Origin of the sequence: Amycolatopsis azurea DSM 43854 (assembly GCF_001995215.1) — a bacterium.
In the GTDB taxonomy this organism is placed as follows: Bacteria; Actinomycetota; Actinomycetes; order Mycobacteriales; family Pseudonocardiaceae; genus Amycolatopsis; species Amycolatopsis azurea.
In genome coordinates, this window is record NZ_MUXN01000022.1 from 73680 (window position 1) to 89770 (window position 16091).

The 16091-nt window shown below is 69.4% G+C and carries 16 protein-coding genes; 9 read left to right on the forward strand and 7 right to left on the reverse strand.

The annotated features are described in order from the left end of the window. Window positions 1-12: 12 nt before the first annotated feature. Window positions 13-1449, forward strand: coding sequence for a MocR-like pyridoxine biosynthesis transcription factor PdxR (gene pdxR, locus B0293_RS27555; protein WP_005154620.1), 1437 nt, complete (start codon window positions 13-15; stop codon window positions 1447-1449). On the opposite strand, the gene B0293_RS27560 is transcribed toward pdxR, so the two are convergent. Beyond that, complete coding sequence (locus tag B0293_RS27560) at window positions 1446-2174, reverse strand: alpha/beta fold hydrolase (protein WP_039916742.1); 729 nt, start codon at window positions 2172-2174, stop codon at window positions 1446-1448. The genes pdxR and B0293_RS27560 overlap by 4 nt on opposite strands. A 49-nt stretch (window positions 2175-2223) precedes the next feature. Here B0293_RS27560 and B0293_RS27565 point away from each other — a divergent pair, with 49 nt between their 5' ends. After that, window positions 2224-3474 carry a cytochrome P450 gene (locus B0293_RS27565; protein ID WP_039916745.1) on the forward strand — a complete coding sequence of 417 codons (1251 nt, stop codon included), beginning with the start codon at window positions 2224-2226 and terminating at the stop codon, window positions 3472-3474. 68 nt (window positions 3475-3542) lie between these two features. Here the strand turns inward: B0293_RS27565 and B0293_RS27570 are convergent, their stop codons facing one another. Further along, window positions 3543-5000: an MFS transporter gene (locus B0293_RS27570; protein ID WP_039916748.1), complete on the reverse strand. Its 1458-nt coding sequence runs from the start codon at window positions 4998-5000 to the stop codon at window positions 3543-3545. Between the two features lie 86 nt (window positions 5001-5086). Between B0293_RS27570 and B0293_RS27575 the strand changes: the two genes are divergently transcribed. The 6 genes from B0293_RS27575 to B0293_RS27600 all read left to right on the forward strand — a co-directional run bounded on the left by B0293_RS27575 (window position 5087) and on the right by B0293_RS27600 (window position 9375). Further along, window positions 5087-5473, forward strand: a complete 387-nt coding sequence (locus tag B0293_RS27575) for a MarR family winged helix-turn-helix transcriptional regulator (protein WP_039916750.1) — start codon at window positions 5087-5089, stop codon at window positions 5471-5473. Between the two features lie 160 nt (window positions 5474-5633). After that, window positions 5634-6062 carry a hypothetical protein gene (locus tag B0293_RS27580; protein WP_005154627.1) on the forward strand — a complete coding sequence of 143 codons (429 nt, stop codon included), beginning with the start codon at window positions 5634-5636 and terminating at the stop codon, window positions 6060-6062. Further along, on the forward strand, window positions 6056-6271 hold the full coding sequence (locus B0293_RS27585) for a helix-turn-helix transcriptional regulator (RefSeq protein WP_005154629.1): 216 nt from the start codon (window positions 6056-6058) through the stop codon (window positions 6269-6271). The genes B0293_RS27580 and B0293_RS27585 overlap by 7 nt, the downstream gene beginning before the upstream one ends. A gap of 14 nt (window positions 6272-6285) precedes the next feature. Further along, the gene (locus B0293_RS27590) at window positions 6286-7248 is read left to right on the forward strand and encodes an NAD(P)-dependent alcohol dehydrogenase (RefSeq protein ID WP_005154631.1); all 963 of its coding nucleotides are present in this window, start codon (window positions 6286-6288) and stop codon (window positions 7246-7248) included. 81 nt (window positions 7249-7329) lie between these two features. Further along, entirely contained in the window at window positions 7330-8868 is a 1539-nt protein-coding gene (locus tag B0293_RS27595; protein WP_005154632.1) for an alkaline phosphatase D family protein, read from the forward strand. Between the two features lie 165 nt (window positions 8869-9033). Continuing rightward, window positions 9034-9375: a hypothetical protein gene (locus B0293_RS27600; protein ID WP_005154633.1), complete on the forward strand. Its 342-nt coding sequence runs from the start codon at window positions 9034-9036 to the stop codon at window positions 9373-9375. Window positions 9376-9412: 37 nt separating this feature from the next. Here the strand turns inward: B0293_RS27600 and B0293_RS27605 are convergent, their stop codons facing one another. Continuing rightward, window positions 9413-10276 (reverse strand): alpha/beta fold hydrolase, encoded by an 864-nt coding sequence (locus B0293_RS27605; protein WP_005154634.1) that lies wholly within the window; start codon window positions 10274-10276, stop codon window positions 9413-9415. A gap of 28 nt (window positions 10277-10304) precedes the next feature. After that, window positions 10305-11129 carry an ANTAR domain-containing protein gene (locus B0293_RS27610; protein ID WP_407640107.1) on the reverse strand — a complete coding sequence of 275 codons (825 nt, stop codon included), beginning with the start codon at window positions 11127-11129 and terminating at the stop codon, window positions 10305-10307. A 361-nt stretch (window positions 11130-11490) separates the two neighbouring features. Between B0293_RS27610 and B0293_RS27615 the strand changes: the two genes are divergently transcribed. Then, window positions 11491-12930 (forward strand): PP2C family protein-serine/threonine phosphatase, encoded by a 1440-nt coding sequence (locus B0293_RS27615; protein WP_005154637.1) that lies wholly within the window; start codon window positions 11491-11493, stop codon window positions 12928-12930. 6 nt (window positions 12931-12936) lie between these two features. On the opposite strand, the gene B0293_RS27620 is transcribed toward B0293_RS27615, so the two are convergent. The 3 genes from B0293_RS27620 to B0293_RS27630 form a co-directional block, all read right to left on the reverse strand. Further along, window positions 12937-13491, reverse strand: a complete 555-nt coding sequence (locus tag B0293_RS27620) for an isochorismatase family protein (protein WP_005154638.1) — start codon at window positions 13489-13491, stop codon at window positions 12937-12939. Window positions 13492-13558: 67 nt separating this feature from the next. After that, a complete protein-coding gene (locus B0293_RS27625; protein ID WP_039916837.1) occupies window positions 13559-14386 on the reverse strand; it encodes a poly(ethylene terephthalate) hydrolase family protein in 828 nt (275 codons plus the stop codon). A gap of 454 nt (window positions 14387-14840) precedes the next feature. After that, the gene (locus tag B0293_RS27630; protein WP_005154642.1) at window positions 14841-16022 is read right to left on the reverse strand and encodes a cysteine desulfurase-like protein; all 1182 of its coding nucleotides are present in this window, start codon (window positions 16020-16022) and stop codon (window positions 14841-14843) included. Window positions 16023-16091 lie beyond the last annotated feature (69 nt).

The window sequence follows — 16091 nt, forward strand, 5'->3', positions numbered from 1 at the left end:
CACAATGATCGGGTGACTGCCGAGGGCTCGGACTTCCTGCAGCTGGACATCGGGGACGCACCGCCGGGGCGCCGGTCGGACTGGCTGGCGTCGCGGTTGCGGCACGCCATCTCCGACGGCCGCCTGCCGGTCGGCAGCAGGCTGCCCGCGACCAGGGCGCTGGCCGCGGACCTGCGGGTTTCCCGCGGCGTCGTCACCGAGGCCTACCAGCGGCTGGTCGAGGACGGCCACGTCGCCGGACGGGGCCGTGCGGGCACGGTGGTCGTCGCGGCGCCCGCGAGGACGAAGGAACAAACGACGTCCGGTCCCCCGTCTGCGGGCACGATCTTCCAGCCCGCCCCGGGGATCGGCGTCTTCGACTCACTGCGGTCGACCCCGGCGCGGATCGACCTGTCCCCCGGCGTCCCGGATCTGACCGCTTTCCCGAGGACGGCCTGGCTCCGCGCCGAACGCACCGTGCTCAACGACCTTTCGGCGGCGTCCTTCGGTTACGGCGACCCGCGGGGCGCGCCCGCGTTGCGGCTGGCCATCGCGCACTGGATCGCCCGCACCCGCGGCATCACCGCCGACGCCGACGACGTCCTGATCGTCGCCGGTGTCGCGCAGGGCCTCGGGTTGCTGGCCCAGGTGCTGTGCGACAACGGGATCTCGGAGATCGCCGTCGAGGACCCGAGTTCGCTGGGCGCGCGGCAGCATCTGCACGACCGGCGGCTGGCGACGCCGCCGATCCGCGTCGACGAGGACGGGATCGACGTCGCCGAACTCGTCCGCAGCGGTGCGCCCGCCGTGCTGCTCACGCCCGCGCACCAGTTCCCGACCGGTGTCGTGCTCGGCGGGGAACGCCGCCGCGAGCTCATGCGCTGGGCCGCGGACGGCGGGCTGATCATCGAGGACGACTACGACGCCGAACACCGCTACGACCGTCCACCGGTCCCCGCGTTGCGCTCGATGCTCGCCGAACAGGTGTGTTACGCGGGCAGCGTGTCGAAGTGGCTCGCGCCCGCGCTCCGGGTGGGCTGGATGCTGGTGCCGACGCGCTACCGGGACGAGGTGGTAGCGGCCAAACGGTTCGCCGACCTGGGCAACGCCGTCCTCCCGCAGCTGGTGCTCGCGCATCTCATGGAGTCCGGCGAGATGGAGCGGCAGCTGCGGTTCGTGCGCAAACGCCATCGCCGCCGGCGGGACGCGATGATCGACGCGCTCCGGACGCATCTCCCGGACGCCGTCGTGCACGGCGCGGCGGCCGGGCTGCACCTGACGATCACCTTCGACGCCGAGTTCTCCGACCTCGACTTCGCCGCGGCCGCGCTCGAACAGGGCGTGAAGGTCCAGCCGCTGTCGTGGCACTGTCAGCGGCCGATGAGTCCGGGCCTCGTCCTCGGCTACGGGTCCAGCCCGGCGAGCGACATCGCCGAGGGCATCGCCACTCTCGGCCGCCTCCGGCGCTAGCCCGCGAACTGCGCGAGAAAGGCCAGGAGTACCGCCGGGTCTTCGACGTGGGCGTTGTGCCCCAGCCCGGGGAGTTCGGCCGAAGCGGGGCTGAGGGCGCGAAGCTGGTCGATGCGGCTCATGGGGTCGTGCTCACCGGCGGCGAGGGCGACGGGGCAGCGCGCGGCGCCGAGCAGGCCGGACATGTCGGGCGCGCCGACGGCGAACGCGCGGGGGTCCAGCGCCAGCCGCCAGCCGCCCTCGGTTTCGACGACGCCGTCGGGGTCCGCTTCGGACAGCCCGGTCAGGCCGGCGATCTTGAGGAACGCCCGTTCGGCGTCCTCCCTGGTCAGGAACACCCTGGGCGGTTTCGCCGCCATGTCGGCGGCCTTGGCCAGGTCGGACTCGCTCCATTCGACCTTGACGCCGACCGCGAGCAGCCCATCGACGTGAAGCCCGAACCACCCGCTGGCCAGGGCCAGTCCGACCACCCCGCCGAGGGAGTGGCCGATCACCAGCAGCGGACCGCGTTCCGGGAGGGCGTCGGCGACCGCCCCGGCGAGGCTTCCGAAGGAGTAGTGCGCCAGGTGCGGCGACGCCCCGTGCCCGGGGAGGTCGGGGGCCAGCCAGCGGTAGCCGGGCTGCAGCATCAGGCCGTCCCACACCGCGCCCGTCGCGCCGAGGCCGTGCAGCAGGAGCACGGCGGGTCCGTCGGTTCCGGCGGTGCGCATCTTCAGTGGTTCCACCGGACGGATCTTTCCGCAGTCCCCCGTCGCCGGGCTAGTCTTCGAAGCCGTGATCACCGATCCGGACACCTACACCCGCGGTGTGCCGTACGAGCACCTCGCGGCGCTGCGCCGGGAGTCGCCGGTCGTGCGGGTGGACGATTTCTGGGCCGTGCTGCGGCATTCGGACGTCAAGCACGTGCTGAAGAACCCGCGGCTGTTCTCGTCGAGCCTGGGCGGGACGCAGATCCGGGACCCGGCGACCGAACAGGACCTCGGGTACGTCCGGCGGATGATGCTCAACATGGATCCGCCCGAGCACGCCCGGCTGCGTGGCCTGCTCACCAAGGCGTTCACGCCGCGCGCGGTCGGCAGGCTGACCGAACGGATCCACGGCTGGGCGAGAGAGCTGATCACCTCCGTCGCGGCGGACGGCCACTGCGATTTCGCCGCCGTCGCCGCCGATCTCCCGCTGCTGACGCTGGCCGAGGTGTTCGGGATCCCCGAACAGGACCGGCGGCTGATGTACGACTGGAGCAATCGCGTGATCGGCTACCAGGACGCCGACTACGCGGTGAGCGCGACCGTCGAGGCGGGCGAGGTCACCGATCTCGCGCGGGCGGCGCTGGCCGTGCGGCCGGTTCCTGGACCGGACGGCGCGATGCCCGATCCGCGCACCCGCGCCGGGATGCCGGATCTCTACGCGTACGCCACCGCGCTCGGCGAGCACAAACGCCGGAACCCGGGCGATGACGTGATGAGCAACCTGATGAGTCACGTCGAAGACGGCGGGCGGGTGTCGATCGCGGAGTTCGAGAACCTGTTCTGGCTGTTTTCCGTGGCGGGCAACGAAACGCTGCGTAACGGCATCCCCGGCGGGATGCTGGCGCTGCTGTCACATCCGGATCAGTACCGGCGGCTCCTGGCCGACCGTTCACTGCTTCCCGATGCGGTGGAAGAGATGTTGCGCTGGTGGTGTCCGGTCATGCACTTCCGCCGGACCGCGACCGAGGACATCGTTCTGTCCGATGTGGACATCCGGGCGGGCGACAAGGTCGTCGTCTGGTTCTCCGCCGCGAATCGCGACGAGTCGGTCTTCGAGGACCCGGACCGCTTCGACATCGGCCGCGCTCCCAACGATCACCTGACCTTCGGGCACGGTCCGCATTTCTGTCTCGGCGCCCAGCTCGCCAGGGTGCAGCTGCGCGCGATGTTCGAAGCGGTACTGGACCTGCTCGGCGAGGCCGAACTCGCCGGTGACCCGGTGCGGTTGCGGTCGAACTTCCAGAACGGGCTGAAGTCCCTGCCGATCCGCTGGTAGCCGAAAGGGCCCTTCCCGCCCCCGAGCGCGGGAAGGGCCCTTTCACCCCCTTGTCAGTGCGGCCACTGTCATTCGGCCGCGGCGAACTCCGGTTCGGCGACGGGCGTGCGGGCTTCGGCCCTGCGCAGGCCGACGACCCCGGACAGCGCCACCAGGACACTGATCACGGCGATGCCGGTGACGACGGTCAGCGCGGGCGCCAGGCCGTTCAGCAGCGCGGCCGGGCCGGTGGCGCCTCCCGCGTTGCCGGTCAGGACCGCGGTCACCAGGGCGAGACCGATCGCGCCGCCGACCTGGATCGAGGTGTTCAGCAGACCGCCGGCGAGTCCCTGCTCGTCGTCGGAGATCCCGTTGGTCGCCTGGATGTTCAGCGAGGAGAACGCCAGCATGAAGCCGATGCCCAGCAGGATCATGCTCGGCAGCACCGAACCGGCGTAGCTGGAACTCTCGTCGATCCGCAGGAACAGCGCGTACCCGATGACGTGGGCGACGACGCCCGCGAGGATCGTGCGCGGGGTGCCGAGCCGGTCGATCAGCGGCTCGATCCTGGGCGAACCGAAGGCCACGATCAGCGCGGCGGGCAGGAACCCGAGCGCGGTCTGCAGCGCGGACCAGCCCAGCACGGTCTGCAGGTACAGCATCACGACGAACTGGAAACCGATGTAGGCGCCGAAGAACGTCGCGCCGCCGAGGTTGGCGCGGGCCAGCGGGCCGGAGCGCAGGATGCCGAGCCGGAGCAGCGGGTGCTTGCTGCGCTTCTCGATGAACACGAAGGTGACGAGCAGGGCGAGCGCGAGGGCGAACGAGATCAGCGTCCGCGGTGCGGCCCAGCCGATCTCCGGCGCCTCGACCACGGCGAAGACCAGCAGGAGCGAACCGGCGGCACCGGTGATCGCGCCCGGGAAGTCATAGCCGCCACCCGTCTGCGGCTGGTAGGAGGGGATCAGCTTGACGGCGGCGGCCAGCGCGGCGAGCGCGATCGGCACCGGCAGCAGGAACGTCCAGCGCCAGCCCACCTCGGTCAGCAGGCCGGAGAAGACGAGGCCCGCGGAGTAACCGCTGGCACCGAAGACGGCGAAGATGCTGATCGCCCGGTTGCGGGCGGGACCTTCGTGGAAGGTCGTGGTGATGATGGACAACGCGGCCGGCGCGGTGAACGCGGCGGCGAGTCCCTTGATGAAGCGGGTGGCGATCAGCAGCGCGCCGTCGTCGACGAGGCCGCCGAGCAGGGAAGCGAGCGCGAAGACCGCGACGGCGACGAGGAAGACCCGGCGCCTGCCGAGCAGGTCGGCGGTGCGACCGCCGAGGAGCAGCAGGCCGCCGTAGCCGAGCACGTAGGCGCTGATGATCCATTGCAGGGCACCGGTGGAGAGGCCGAGTTCGGCCTGGATGGACGGGAGGGCGACGGCGACCATCGACACGTCGAGCGCGTCGAGGCCCACGACGACGGACACAGTGAGCAGGACACCCCAGAGGCGCGCGTCCCACCTTGTCGAGCTGGTGGACAGCTGCACGGAAGAACTCATGATCGGTACATTACATGCACACGCATCTAATGCAAGTGCATTTAATGACTTTGCATAAAATTCACGTGCATGCTATCTTGGGCCGCGTGAGCGACGTCGCCGAACAAGACCTGCTGCGGGAATGGCATGACCTGTCCGCCCGGCACGCGGCGGTCTTCGGCCGCCTCGAGTGCCGGCTGCAGGAGCGTCACGGCCTGGGTGTCACCGAGTTCGAGGCCCTCGAACGCCTGGTCACCTGCGTCGTGGGCAAGTGCCGCGCGGCCGATCTGACCGAGGTCGTCCACCTGAGCCAGAGCGCCACCTCACGACTCGTCGCCCGCCTGGAGCGCGAGGGGCTCGTCCAGCGCGCGCTCTGCGAATCGGACCGGCGCGGGATCTTCGTCGTCGTGACCGATGAGGGCCGCCGTCGCTACGAAGAGGCGAAGCCGACGCACCGGGCGGCCCTCGAAGAGACCCTCACCGTCGAGGCTTGAACCCGGCTCCGAAGTACATGGAGGCCATCGCCCGGACCGCCTCGACGTCCTGCCGAGGATCACGCCCAGTGCCGCATAGGCATCCAGCCGGTCGGCGAGGTACGGCCGTCCAAGTCAAGGATCTTTGACACCGAGTCTGGAATTCTTTACTTTGGATGCCGTGGCTTTGGAAGAGAAGAGAGCGTGGATCACGGCGGTGATCACGGTTTGCGCCTACGTGGCCTACCTGATCGTCATCCTCGGCCGGGCGGTCCCCGGCAGGTTCGCCGAAGTCCCTTACGTGGCGGCACTGCTGTGGACGATCGGGGCGGCCATCGTGGCCTCGATCGTGCTGCACATCGCGGTGTCGCTCGCCTCTCCGCGGGACGACGGCCGCAAAGACCAGCGAGACCGCGAGATCGGCCGGTTCGGTGAGCACATCGGGCAGTCGTTCGTCGTGATCGGCGGGGTCGCCGCGCTCGTCATGGCGATGGCGGAAGTGGACCACTTCTGGATCGCGAACACCGTGTACCTCGCCTTCGTCCTGTCCTCCCTGCTCGAATCGATCGCGAAGATCGCCGCCTACCGCCGGGGATTCCAGGCATGGTGAAACCGACCAAGGTCACGAACTCCATCCGCGCCCTGCGGTTCGCCGAGGGCGAGATGACCCAAGCGGAACTCGCGGACCGGGTCGGCGTCACGCGCCAGACGGTCATCGCGATCGAGCAGGGCCGCTATTCACCGTCCCTGGAGATGGCCTTCCAGATCGCCAGGGTGTTCGGCGTCGGGCTCGACGACGTCTTCCAGTATCCGGACTAGGAAACGGGGCCGCCATGAAGGCGATCGTCCAGAACGAGTACGGCACCACCGACGTCTTGAACCTGACCGATCTGCCCGAGCCCGAAGCAGGACCGGACAGTGTGGTCGTGCGGATCCGGGCGGCGGCCGTCGACCCCGGCGTCTGGCACCTCATGGAAGGCACGCCGTATCTGGTGCGGTTGATGGGTTTCGGGGTGCGGAGACCGAAAGCCCGCGTCCGCGGCATGGACTTCGCCGGTGTCGTGCACGCGGTCGGTGAGAACGTCACGCGGTGCAGTGTCGGCGACGAGGTTTTCGGTACCTGTCAGGGTTCTTTCGCCGAGTACGCACTGACCACAGTGGACAAGATCGCGCGGAAACCCGAAAACCTCGGCTTCGAGGAAGCGGCGGCCGTTCCCATCTCCGCGTTCACCGCGCTCCAGGCGCTTCGCGACCGAGGGCGGGTCGCGCCCCGGCAGAAGGTCCTGGTCATCGGCGCGGGCGGTGGCGTGGGGACGTTCGCGGTACAGATCGCCAAGGCGTTCGGTGCCGAGGTGGACGGCGTGTGCGGCCCCGGCAAGGTGGACCTCGTCCGTTCGCTCGGCGCGGGCACGGTGTTCGACTACACGCGCGAAGAGTTCGGCGGCGGCTACGACCTCATCGTCGACACCGCGGGCAACCGATCGCTGACGTTGCTGCGGAAGTCCCTTACGGCGCAAGGCACTCTCGTGATCGTCGGCGCCGAGGGCAAGGGGAAGTGGATCGGCCCGGTCGCCCGCACCCTGCGGGCACTGCTCCTCGGGCCGTTCGTGAAGCAGAACCTCCGCGGCCTGCTCTCCACGGAGAACCAGGACGATCTCCAGACGCTGCGCGCGCTCGTCGAGGCGGGGAAGGTGAAGCCGGTCATCGACCGCGCCTACCCGCTGGCCGAGGTGCCCGAGGCCATCCGCTACGCGAACGAGGGGCACGCGCGCGGCAAGGTCGTCATCACCGTCTGATGTTCGTCCTCGCGTTCATCTCCGGCCATCTCGGCGGTGTTCGGTGTCGGAGAGCGATCCGCCGAACCGAGGAGACCACCGATGTCCGTCAACCGCCAGGACCTGTTGCGAGGCGCCGCCACCGCCGGTGCGCTGGGGCTGGCCTGGCCGTTGAGCTCACGGATGACGGTCGCGCAGGCAGAGGAGGCCGCGGCGGCGCTGGGCGCGACCTGGGACGAGGCGCCGTTCACGCTCGGTGTCGCGTCCGGCGACCCGGTGCCGTACGGCGTCGCCCTCTGGACCAGGCTCGCACCGAAACCGATGGAGTTCGAGCAGCCGCTGGACGACACCGTCGAGGTCGCCTGGGAGGTCGCCACCGATCGCGGGTTCCGCCGCCGCGTGGCCCGCGGGACGACAGCGGCCACCGCCGGACTCGGGCACAGCGTGCACGTCCCGGTGTCCGGGCTGGAGCCGGGCTCCCAGTACTACTACCGCTTCCAGGCGCTCGGCAAGGTCAGCCGGGTCGGCCGCACCCGCACGGCGCCGGTCGGGCCGGTCCGGCGGGTGCGGTTCGCCTCGGCGAACTGCCAGGCGTTCCACGACGGTTTCTACGCGGCGCACGCCGGGATCGCGCGCGAGGACCTCGATTTCGTCGTCCACCTCGGTGACTACGTCTACGAGCACGGCCAGGTCGGCGGGAACCCGCTGCGCGACCACGAAGGTCCCGAGGTGCTGACGCTGCCGGCGTACCGGCGGCGGCACGCGCTCTACAAGTCCGACCCCTCGCTCCGGGACGCCCACGCGGCCCACCCCTGGTTCATCACCTGGGACGATCACGAGGTCGTCAACGACTACAGCGGGACCACCCCGTCGCTGCGGGCGCGGCGGTCGGCGGCGTACCAGGCGTGGTTCGAGCACATGCCGGTCCGGCCGGACCACCCCTCGACGCCGCGGATCCACCGGCAGCGCCGCTGGGGCGATCTGCTGGACCTGTCCATTTTGGATCTGCGGCAGTACCGGTCGGCGCAGAACCTGCCCGACGGGACGATCCTCGGCGCGGACCAGAAGGGGTGGCTCAAGGACCAGGTGACCGGTGCGGGCGAGGCATGGCACTGCTGGGTGAACTCGATCATGCTGAGCCAGCTGGCGAAGCCGGGCGGCGGTGGCTACATGTTCACGGACCAGTGGGACGGCTTCCTCGCCGAGCGCAAAGAGGTGCTGACCCACGTGGCCCAGAGCGGCCTCGAAGACCTCGTGGTGATCACCGGCGACTGGCACTCCGCGTTCGTCGACGACATCCTCCCGGACTTCGCTGATCCGTCCACCCCGGTGATCGGCACGGAGTTCACCGCGCATTCGGTCACCTCCGGCGCCTACTCCCCCGAGTGGAACGCCACGAACGGGCCGAAGATGGGCGCGGCGAACCCGCACCTGAAGTACTTCGAAGGCGACCGGTACGGCTACGACGTCTACGAGGTCACGCCCCGCCGCTGGAGCACGCACATGCGGGTGATCGGCGATCGGCGCGACCCGCGTTCGCCGGTGAGCACCCTGACGACGTTCCATGTCGACCGCGGGAAGCCGGGATCCTACGAGGACCGGGCCACGATCACGTCTCCCGCGCAGTACCGGCGGCGCTAGGCCGAAAGAGGAGCGACGAGACTCAGAAGAGGGGCGGGGGACGCTCTTTCGGAGCAGCGCGGCTCACCGCCCGCGTTCTCGTTTCACCTGCCCGATGAATTCACGACAATTCTTCCGTGCGGTTAATCTGAGCTTTCCATTGGGAACGATCCGCGGGAGAAAGCAATGAAGAAGAAAATCGCCGCTTTAGTCATGGCCGCCTTTTCGGCGGCCGGATTCCTGGCCGCTTCACCGGCCTCCGCGGCGACCGAAGGCCAGTTCCCGCCCTACGGATGCGACAGCAACCGCTACGGAATCGTCTTCGGTGAGGCGATTTCCCTGACCTGCTTCTCCTTGCCGAGACACTCGGAAACCTATCGGGTGGTCGCGCACTGCACCTCGGGATCGTCCCTGTGGTTCACCGTCGGACATTGGGTTCCGGTCGGCTTCGGCACGTCGACGGCGGAATGTCGTGGCGGCCTGCTCGCGAATGCCTACGTCGCCGGATATCACGTAGACGACTTCTAATATCCGAATGAAACGATGTTGATCTTGCGCCGGGCGTTCAGCGTCCGCTCCCGGCGGGTCCCCACCGGCCCACTTCCGCGGTGAGCCACCGATGCAGGGAAAAGGCCAGTTCGACCGGCGCGTCGAACTGGATGAGGTGCCCGGCGTCCGGGATGACGTCGAGAAGGGCGCCGGGAATCGCGTTCGCGAGCTGCTCCGCCCGGTCCACCGGGATCCACGTGTCGTCCGCTCCCCAGATCACCTTCACCGGCAAGTCGAGTTCCGGATAGCGGTCCTGGATCTCGTCGGTGTAGCGGACGTCCGCCTCGGCGATCTGCCGGTAGAAGGCGCGTTGCCCTTCCGTGTCCAGCCACGGCCCGGTCAGCGTGTCCAGTTGCGCGCGGGTGAGACCACGATGGGAGGCCGTCCCGATGTAGGACTCCAGGGCGCCCTTGTGCACCGTCGGGGGCTGCGCCTGGAAGACGTCGGCGTTCTCCGCGACGAGCCGGAAGAACTCCGATCCCCACGGCCGCAACGCGACGACGTCCACCAGGGCGAGCGAGGCGTATTCGGCACCGTGCAGCAACTTCGCGCGCAGGGAAACAGCCCCGCCGTAGTCGTGGGCGATCACGTGCGGGGCCGTCAGCCCCCAATACCCGAGGAGGTCCGCGAAGAGCTCGCCCTGCGTCCCAAGATCGACGGCGTGACCAGGTTCCTTCGACGAGCGGCCGTAGCCCGGCATGTCCCAGACGTGGACGGTGAACTCCTCGCTGAGCGCTCGCGCGAAAGGCGCCCACAGCTGCGCCGACCAAGGTGTCCCATGGCACAGCACCACCGGGGCGCCTTCGCCGAGGCGTTCCCACGCCACCGAACGGCCACGCCACTCATACGTCCGCGACAACTCGAGCTCACCGAAAGCCATGATCGCGATCGTAGTGGTGACGGCCTGGTCAGTCGGGCAATTCCAGTTCCGCATGCCGCTTGGACAGCATCTCCGCCAGTTCCCGGAGTTTGATGTTCATGTTCTGCGACGTGTGCCGCAGCACCTCGAACGCCTCCGCCGCGTCGATCCCGCGCCGCGCCATCAGGATCCCCTTGGCCTGCCCGATCGCGTCCCTGCTGTCCAGCGCCTGCTGGAGCTGCTCCTCCTGGAGCTGACCGCGGGTGACCGCGTGCGTGGTCGCCAGCGCCAGCGACGCGTGCGTCGCCAGGAGCAACAGCACGTCGCGGTCGGGCCTCGCGATGCCGTGCGGACGTCGCGAGTACACGTTCAGCGCCCCGGAAAGGTCCGAACTCGACGCGTCCGGCAGCAGGGCCGTCGAAACCAGCGAGTGGAAACCCAGCGACGCGGCGGCCGGGCCGAAACGCGGCCAGCGGGCGTCTTCGGCGAGGTTGTCGCTGAAGGCCGCCGCCGGTCCCGAAACCCGCGCCGCTTCGACACAGGCACCCTCGCCGTACTGGTACTGCAACTGGTCCAGCTCACCGGCGATCTCGTCGGTCCTCACCGGTGTGTGGAACCCGCCGTCGGGATCGAGCAGGGTGACGCTCACCAGATCGGCGCCCGGTACCAGGTCCCGCGTCGCGAAAACCACCCGTTCGAGTACCGCGGCGACCGAGCCGGAATCCAGCAACGCCCTGGTCAGGGATACGAACTGCTTAACCAGTGGCCCGGCGATGAGCCGAGCGCCGTTTTCGGAGATCACCGGCAGGTCGCCGTCGCCGACATCCTCGACGAATCGGTTCTTGTCCTGCTGCCAGTCGACTTCATCGGCCAAAGCCCGCCTCTCCCACTTCTGCACATCGGCGTGATGCACCACGGGAGTCACCGGCGGGAACCGGCGCCGAGCGCGCACCATCAACCGCCGCAACCAACCCGGTTACCGGCGGATCGGCGCTAACTTCTCAACGCTCAGAACCGCTTTCGGAAGCCGACCTTAGCCGAGTGCGATCACCTCGCCTACCGCGACCCACGTTCGGCCCGTCCCGGATCGGCTCGCCCGGTCGCGTCGTCGACGAACCGCTCCGCCACCTGGCGTAATTCGACGTTCTCCCGCTGGGACCGGACCACCGACAACGCTCATGTTTCACACCGGGCATCGGTTGGTACCCGGTTCTCACGTTGCCGAGAACCCGGGGGTGATCACCGTGGCCTCGCTCCAGGCAGAGGAGCAACGCCGGATCGTCGCGGCCTGTTTCGCGCGGACCGGGCTCACCCTGGAACAGCTGTGGCTGAGGTACTTCGCGCTGGGTGGCGACGTCAGCGAGCTCGAACTGGAGGCGTTCCTGCAAGGGCTGGTCCCCCTGCCCAGGATCCAGCGCGACATGGTGGCTCACGCGGTCAACGAGCGGCTCGAAGAGGTCTCCGGCGTCCGCCAAGCGCCATATAGCCGCGCGGCGGCCGGCGAGAAGACTCGCCCTCGTGGTCCCTTGGCGGCGCTGGTGGGACTTCTCGACGGTGCCCACCGGGCCCCGCCGGAGCGCTTGCCCGAGATCATCGCCGCGGCGGGCCGGGCGCTGGACCTCGAGATCACCGTTTACCTCGTCGACCACGACCAACGGCAGCTCATCCCGCTCCCCGGCGGGCCGGCACCGGACCGGGTGCCGCTGGACATCGAGGCCGGCACGGCGGGCCGGGCGTACCGGCACGCCGACACCATGCCCGCCGAGGAGCCGGGAGGGCCGCGGTTGTGGACCGTGCTGCTGGACGGCGACGAACGCCTGGGCGTGCTCGAAGTCGAAGCCGACGCGGACACCGACCTCCACGACCCCGCCCTGCGAACCCAGTGCCGGTGGCTCGCGTCGCTGTCCGGCCACCTTCTCGCCGGCGCGAGGAGGCACGGCGACGGCCTCGACACACTGCTGCGCCGACGACCGTCCAGCCCCACCGCGGACCTGCTCCGGCAGAACCTGCCTCCGTCGACCGCGGCGACACGCGACGTCGTGGTGGCGGGCGGTGTCGAGCCCGTCCGCGACGTTCGCGGCACCGCCTTCGACTATGCCCTTTCCGAGACGACGGCGTGGCTGGCGATCTTCGACGCCGGCCGCGACGCCGCGCGCGCGGGCCTGGTGGTCTCCGCCGCGCTCGTGGCTTGCCGATCCGCTCGCCGCGAGGGTCGCGGGCTGCGCGATCAGGAGGCCGCCGTCGACAGAGCGCTGTCGACGCAGTTCGGTGACGGCGCCTTGGTCCGCGGCACGCTGGCCGAACTGAACCTGGCCGACGGCACCCTGCGTTGTCTCCAGGCGGGCGGTGAACCACCGCTCGTCCTCGGCGCCGACCGTGAACTGGCCACAGTGGACAGTGTGCGGCGCCCGTCGTTCGGCGCCGGGCCGCTCGGCCGGATCACGACCACCCGGTTGCGCCCCGGAGACCTCTTGGCCCTGCACACCGAAGGGCTCTCGGGTGCGCGTGCCGCCGACGGCGCGCGGTTCGCGCTCGCCGGATGCCTGGACGCCCACGCCAGGCAGGTACCGCCCGAAACCGTCCGGCGCGTGCTTCAGGCGGCGAAGCACCACTGCCACAACGGTTTCACCGGCGACGCCGGTCTGCTGATCGCTCGCTGGTCAAGCCGCTCTTGAGGCGGTTCAGCCGCTGAATTCGACGTCTTCGGTCTTGACCGTCCCTCCCTTCCGGCCCGGCGCCGCCTGGTAACGCCAGTACAGGTTCGTGTGCGCGATGACCTGCTCCGGCGTCGGCGCTCCCCATTCCGTCTTGTCCACCGTCGTGTGCGCGTCGCCGACCAGCGTCGCGTCGTAGCCGCGGACCAGGGCGCCGTGCAACGTCGAGCGGATGCAGGCGTCGGTCTCCGCCCCGACGACCACGAGGCGCCCGACGCCGCGTTCGGCCAGCACCTTCTCCAGATCGGTGTCCTCGAAGGAGTCTCCGTAGGACTTTTCGACGCGGGGCTCGGCCGCCTCGGGAACCAGTTCGGGGACGATGCGCCATTCTTCGCTGCCGTGCACGAGCCCCTCGTCGGAATGCCGCACCCAGACGACCGGGACTTCTTCCTTCCGTGCCTTGCCGACGAGAACGCCGATGTTCGCGACCACGGCGTCGCGTTCGTGGCCTTCGTCGACGACGGCGTTCTGGACGTCGACGACCAGGAGCGCGGTGTTCGGCCGGTTGTCGAGAGTGGTCATGACGGGTATCCCTCCAGGTCAGGCTGCTGCGCCAGACCCTAACCCGGACCACCGACAAAACCGTCGATCAAGCTCCCGGGACGGCCGAGGCCTTCGCGTTGCGCTGGACGTCGGACCACGCGCCGTCACGGCACAACCCGCAGGAAGGGCCGAAGAACTCCGCCCGGGCCCGCTCGTCTCCGGAAAGCCAGAACCGGAACCACGCGGTGATCGCGCCGCGGAACCCGCCACCGTCACCGACGGGCGTGAAGTGGGTCGCCCCGGCGAGTTCGCCGTAGATCGCGGGCACCTGGTCCGCGAGGCGATACCGCGGGATGACGAGCAGCCCGGGAACGACGATGATGTCGAACTGGCCCCCGAGGAAGAACGCGGGTCCCTTCAACGCGGTGGCGGAGCCCTGCGGGCCCGGCTCGATCGGGATCGTGGCGGTGACGCGCGGGTCCGCGCCGGCGGCGATCGCCCCGCCACCGCCCTGGGAGTGACCGGTGGCGCCGATGTGCGCGGTGTCGATCTTCCCCTGATAGCGGCTGCCGGGCCGGGAGTTCTCGGCGATCAACGTCGTGGCACCGGCCAGCATCTCGGCACCGGAACCCGCGTTCGGCGTGTCGGCCGCCGCCACCACGAACCCGTGCGAGGCCAGATGGCGCAACAGGCCGTCGTAGGTCTTCGGACTCGCACCGGTTCCGTTGCCCCACAAGATCACTGGGTGCTTCTCCAGCCGCGAAGGCCGGTACACGGTGTGCGTGCTGTCGAGGGCCTCGACGGTCACCGCGAAGGGGCCCGGCTCGCTCCACTGGTCCGCGATCCCGGTCGCGGCCGTCGCGGCGGGCGTGATGCCCACGGTCGCGAGCGCGACCATCCCGGCGATCAAAGTCCGTGCGCGCAGTCTCCCCATGATGGTCACCGTCCCGTTCCGCCCGGGCCCCGTTGCCCGCGACAATCCCTTCCCAGGGTGTCGGTCCGGTCACCGTGAGTCCATGGGACCGATCACAAGATCGGGCGGGAGACCTTGTGATCGAGGGGAAGGCAGCGTGTCGGGTGCCAGGTCCGCTCAAGCCTCTGCGGGGGAGCAAGGGACCTTTGCTCACGTTAGTTAGCGTGCTGATCAACGTGAGCAAAGGTCCCTTGCTATCACTTGGGCTCGCTCTCGGGCCAGCTCGGCTGGACGTAAGTCCGTGAAGGCCTCCTTACCTACCCTGAAGGTGAAGGAGGCCTTCACGGACCCTGGGTCCCTCAAGGGGCCTTCACGGAGCTAGGCGCAAGCAAGGGAGCCTTCACAACGCGCGATCAAGGAAGGACAGCAGCGGCCTCGACACCACATTCGAGTTGCACTCGACTGTCCACTGTGGTCACCCGAACGTCGACAACCCGTCCAGCAGCCTGTCGACGTCCTCCGCGCTGGTGTACGGTGCCAGCCCGACCCGGAGTGCCGGGTCCTCCAGCTTCAAGGCCGCGAAGACTTCGTAGGCGTAGAAAGACCCCGCAGGGGCGACGATCTTCCGTTCGGCGAGACGCCGTTGCGCCTCGCGCTCGCGGCCCCCGAGACCCAGCAGGATGGTCGGGGTCCGGTCGGCCGCCTTGCAGTGGACGGTGATCGCGCCCCCCAGCCCCTCCTCCAGTTTCGTACGCAGCGTGATTTCGTTGTCGTGCAAGGACTTCAGCGAGTTGGTCAGCCGCTCTCGCCGTGCTCCGCCCGCTCCCGGGTCCATGGCGGCGAGGAAGTCCACCGCGGCCGTCGCACCCGCGAGGAGTTCATAGGGCAGGGTGCCGAATTCGAAGCGTTCGGGCACGGTGTCCGGCGACGGCATGAGCTTGTCCGGCTCGACCGTTTCGAGCAGGGCCGGAGCCGCGCCGAGCACCCCGCAGTGCGGGCCGAGGAACTTGTACGGCGAGCAGACGAAGAAGTCCGCCCCCAGCGCGGGAACGTCCACCAGATCGTGGGCGGCGTAGTGCACTCCGTCCACGAACACCAGCGCCCCGGCGTCGTGCGCGAGGTCGGCGATCCGGCGGATCGGCGGTTTGGTGCCGAGGACGTTCGAGGCCGCCGTGACCGCGACCAGCCTGGTCCGCTCGGTGAGGACGAGCGAATCGAGGTCGAGTTCGGTGGTTTCGGGGTCGATGTCGAGCCAGCGGACGGTCATCCCGGCCCGTTCGGCGGCCTGGACCCAGGGCCGGACGTTGGCGTCGTGATCGAGACGGCTGACGACGATCTCGTCGCCCTCCCGCCAGTTCTTGGCCAGGTGGCGGGAAAAGTCATACGTCAGCTGAGTGGCGCTGCGGCCGTGGACGACGCCTTCGGCCGGAACGTTCAGGAAGTCGGCGTACGCGGCGCGGAAGCCGGTGATGGCGTTCTCCGCGTTGAGTTCGGACGGGTTGACCGTGCCCCTGTTCGACAGTGGAGCGGTCAGGGTCCCGGCGATGGCGTCGGCGACGGGCCGGGGTGTCTGGGTACCCGCGGGCCCGTCGAAGAAGGCGGTTCCGTCGGCGAGGGAAGGGAAGTGGAGCCGGAGGGCGGCGACGTCGATGGCCATGACCTCGACTCTGACACCCGGGGAGGGGCCGGGTAAACGCTTCGTGGCCGGAAGTTTCTCCGGCCACGA

Coding starts and splice junctions, on each gene's coding strand:
- B0293_RS27585 (WP_005154629.1), top strand. CDS start 6,056: ATGGTGAAACCGACCAAGGTCACGAACTCCATCCGCGCCCTGCGGTTC.
- B0293_RS27570 (WP_039916748.1), bottom strand. CDS start 5,000: ATGAGTTCTTCCGTGCAGCTGTCCACCAGCTCGACAAGGTGGGACGCG.
- B0293_RS27600 (WP_005154633.1), top strand. CDS start 9,034: ATGAAGAAGAAAATCGCCGCTTTAGTCATGGCCGCCTTTTCGGCGGCC.
- B0293_RS27620 (WP_005154638.1), bottom strand. CDS start 13,491: ATGACCACTCTCGACAACCGGCCGAACACCGCGCTCCTGGTCGTCGAC.
- B0293_RS27630 (WP_005154642.1), bottom strand. CDS start 16,022: ATGGCCATCGACGTCGCCGCCCTCCGGCTCCACTTCCCTTCCCTCGCC.
- B0293_RS27625 (WP_039916837.1), bottom strand. CDS start 14,386: ATGGGGAGACTGCGCGCACGGACTTTGATCGCCGGGATGGTCGCGCTC.
- B0293_RS27590 (WP_005154631.1), top strand. CDS start 6,286: ATGAAGGCGATCGTCCAGAACGAGTACGGCACCACCGACGTCTTGAAC.
- B0293_RS27605 (WP_005154634.1), bottom strand. CDS start 10,276: ATGGCTTTCGGTGAGCTCGAGTTGTCGCGGACGTATGAGTGGCGTGGC.
- B0293_RS27595 (WP_005154632.1), top strand. CDS start 7,330: ATGTCCGTCAACCGCCAGGACCTGTTGCGAGGCGCCGCCACCGCCGGT.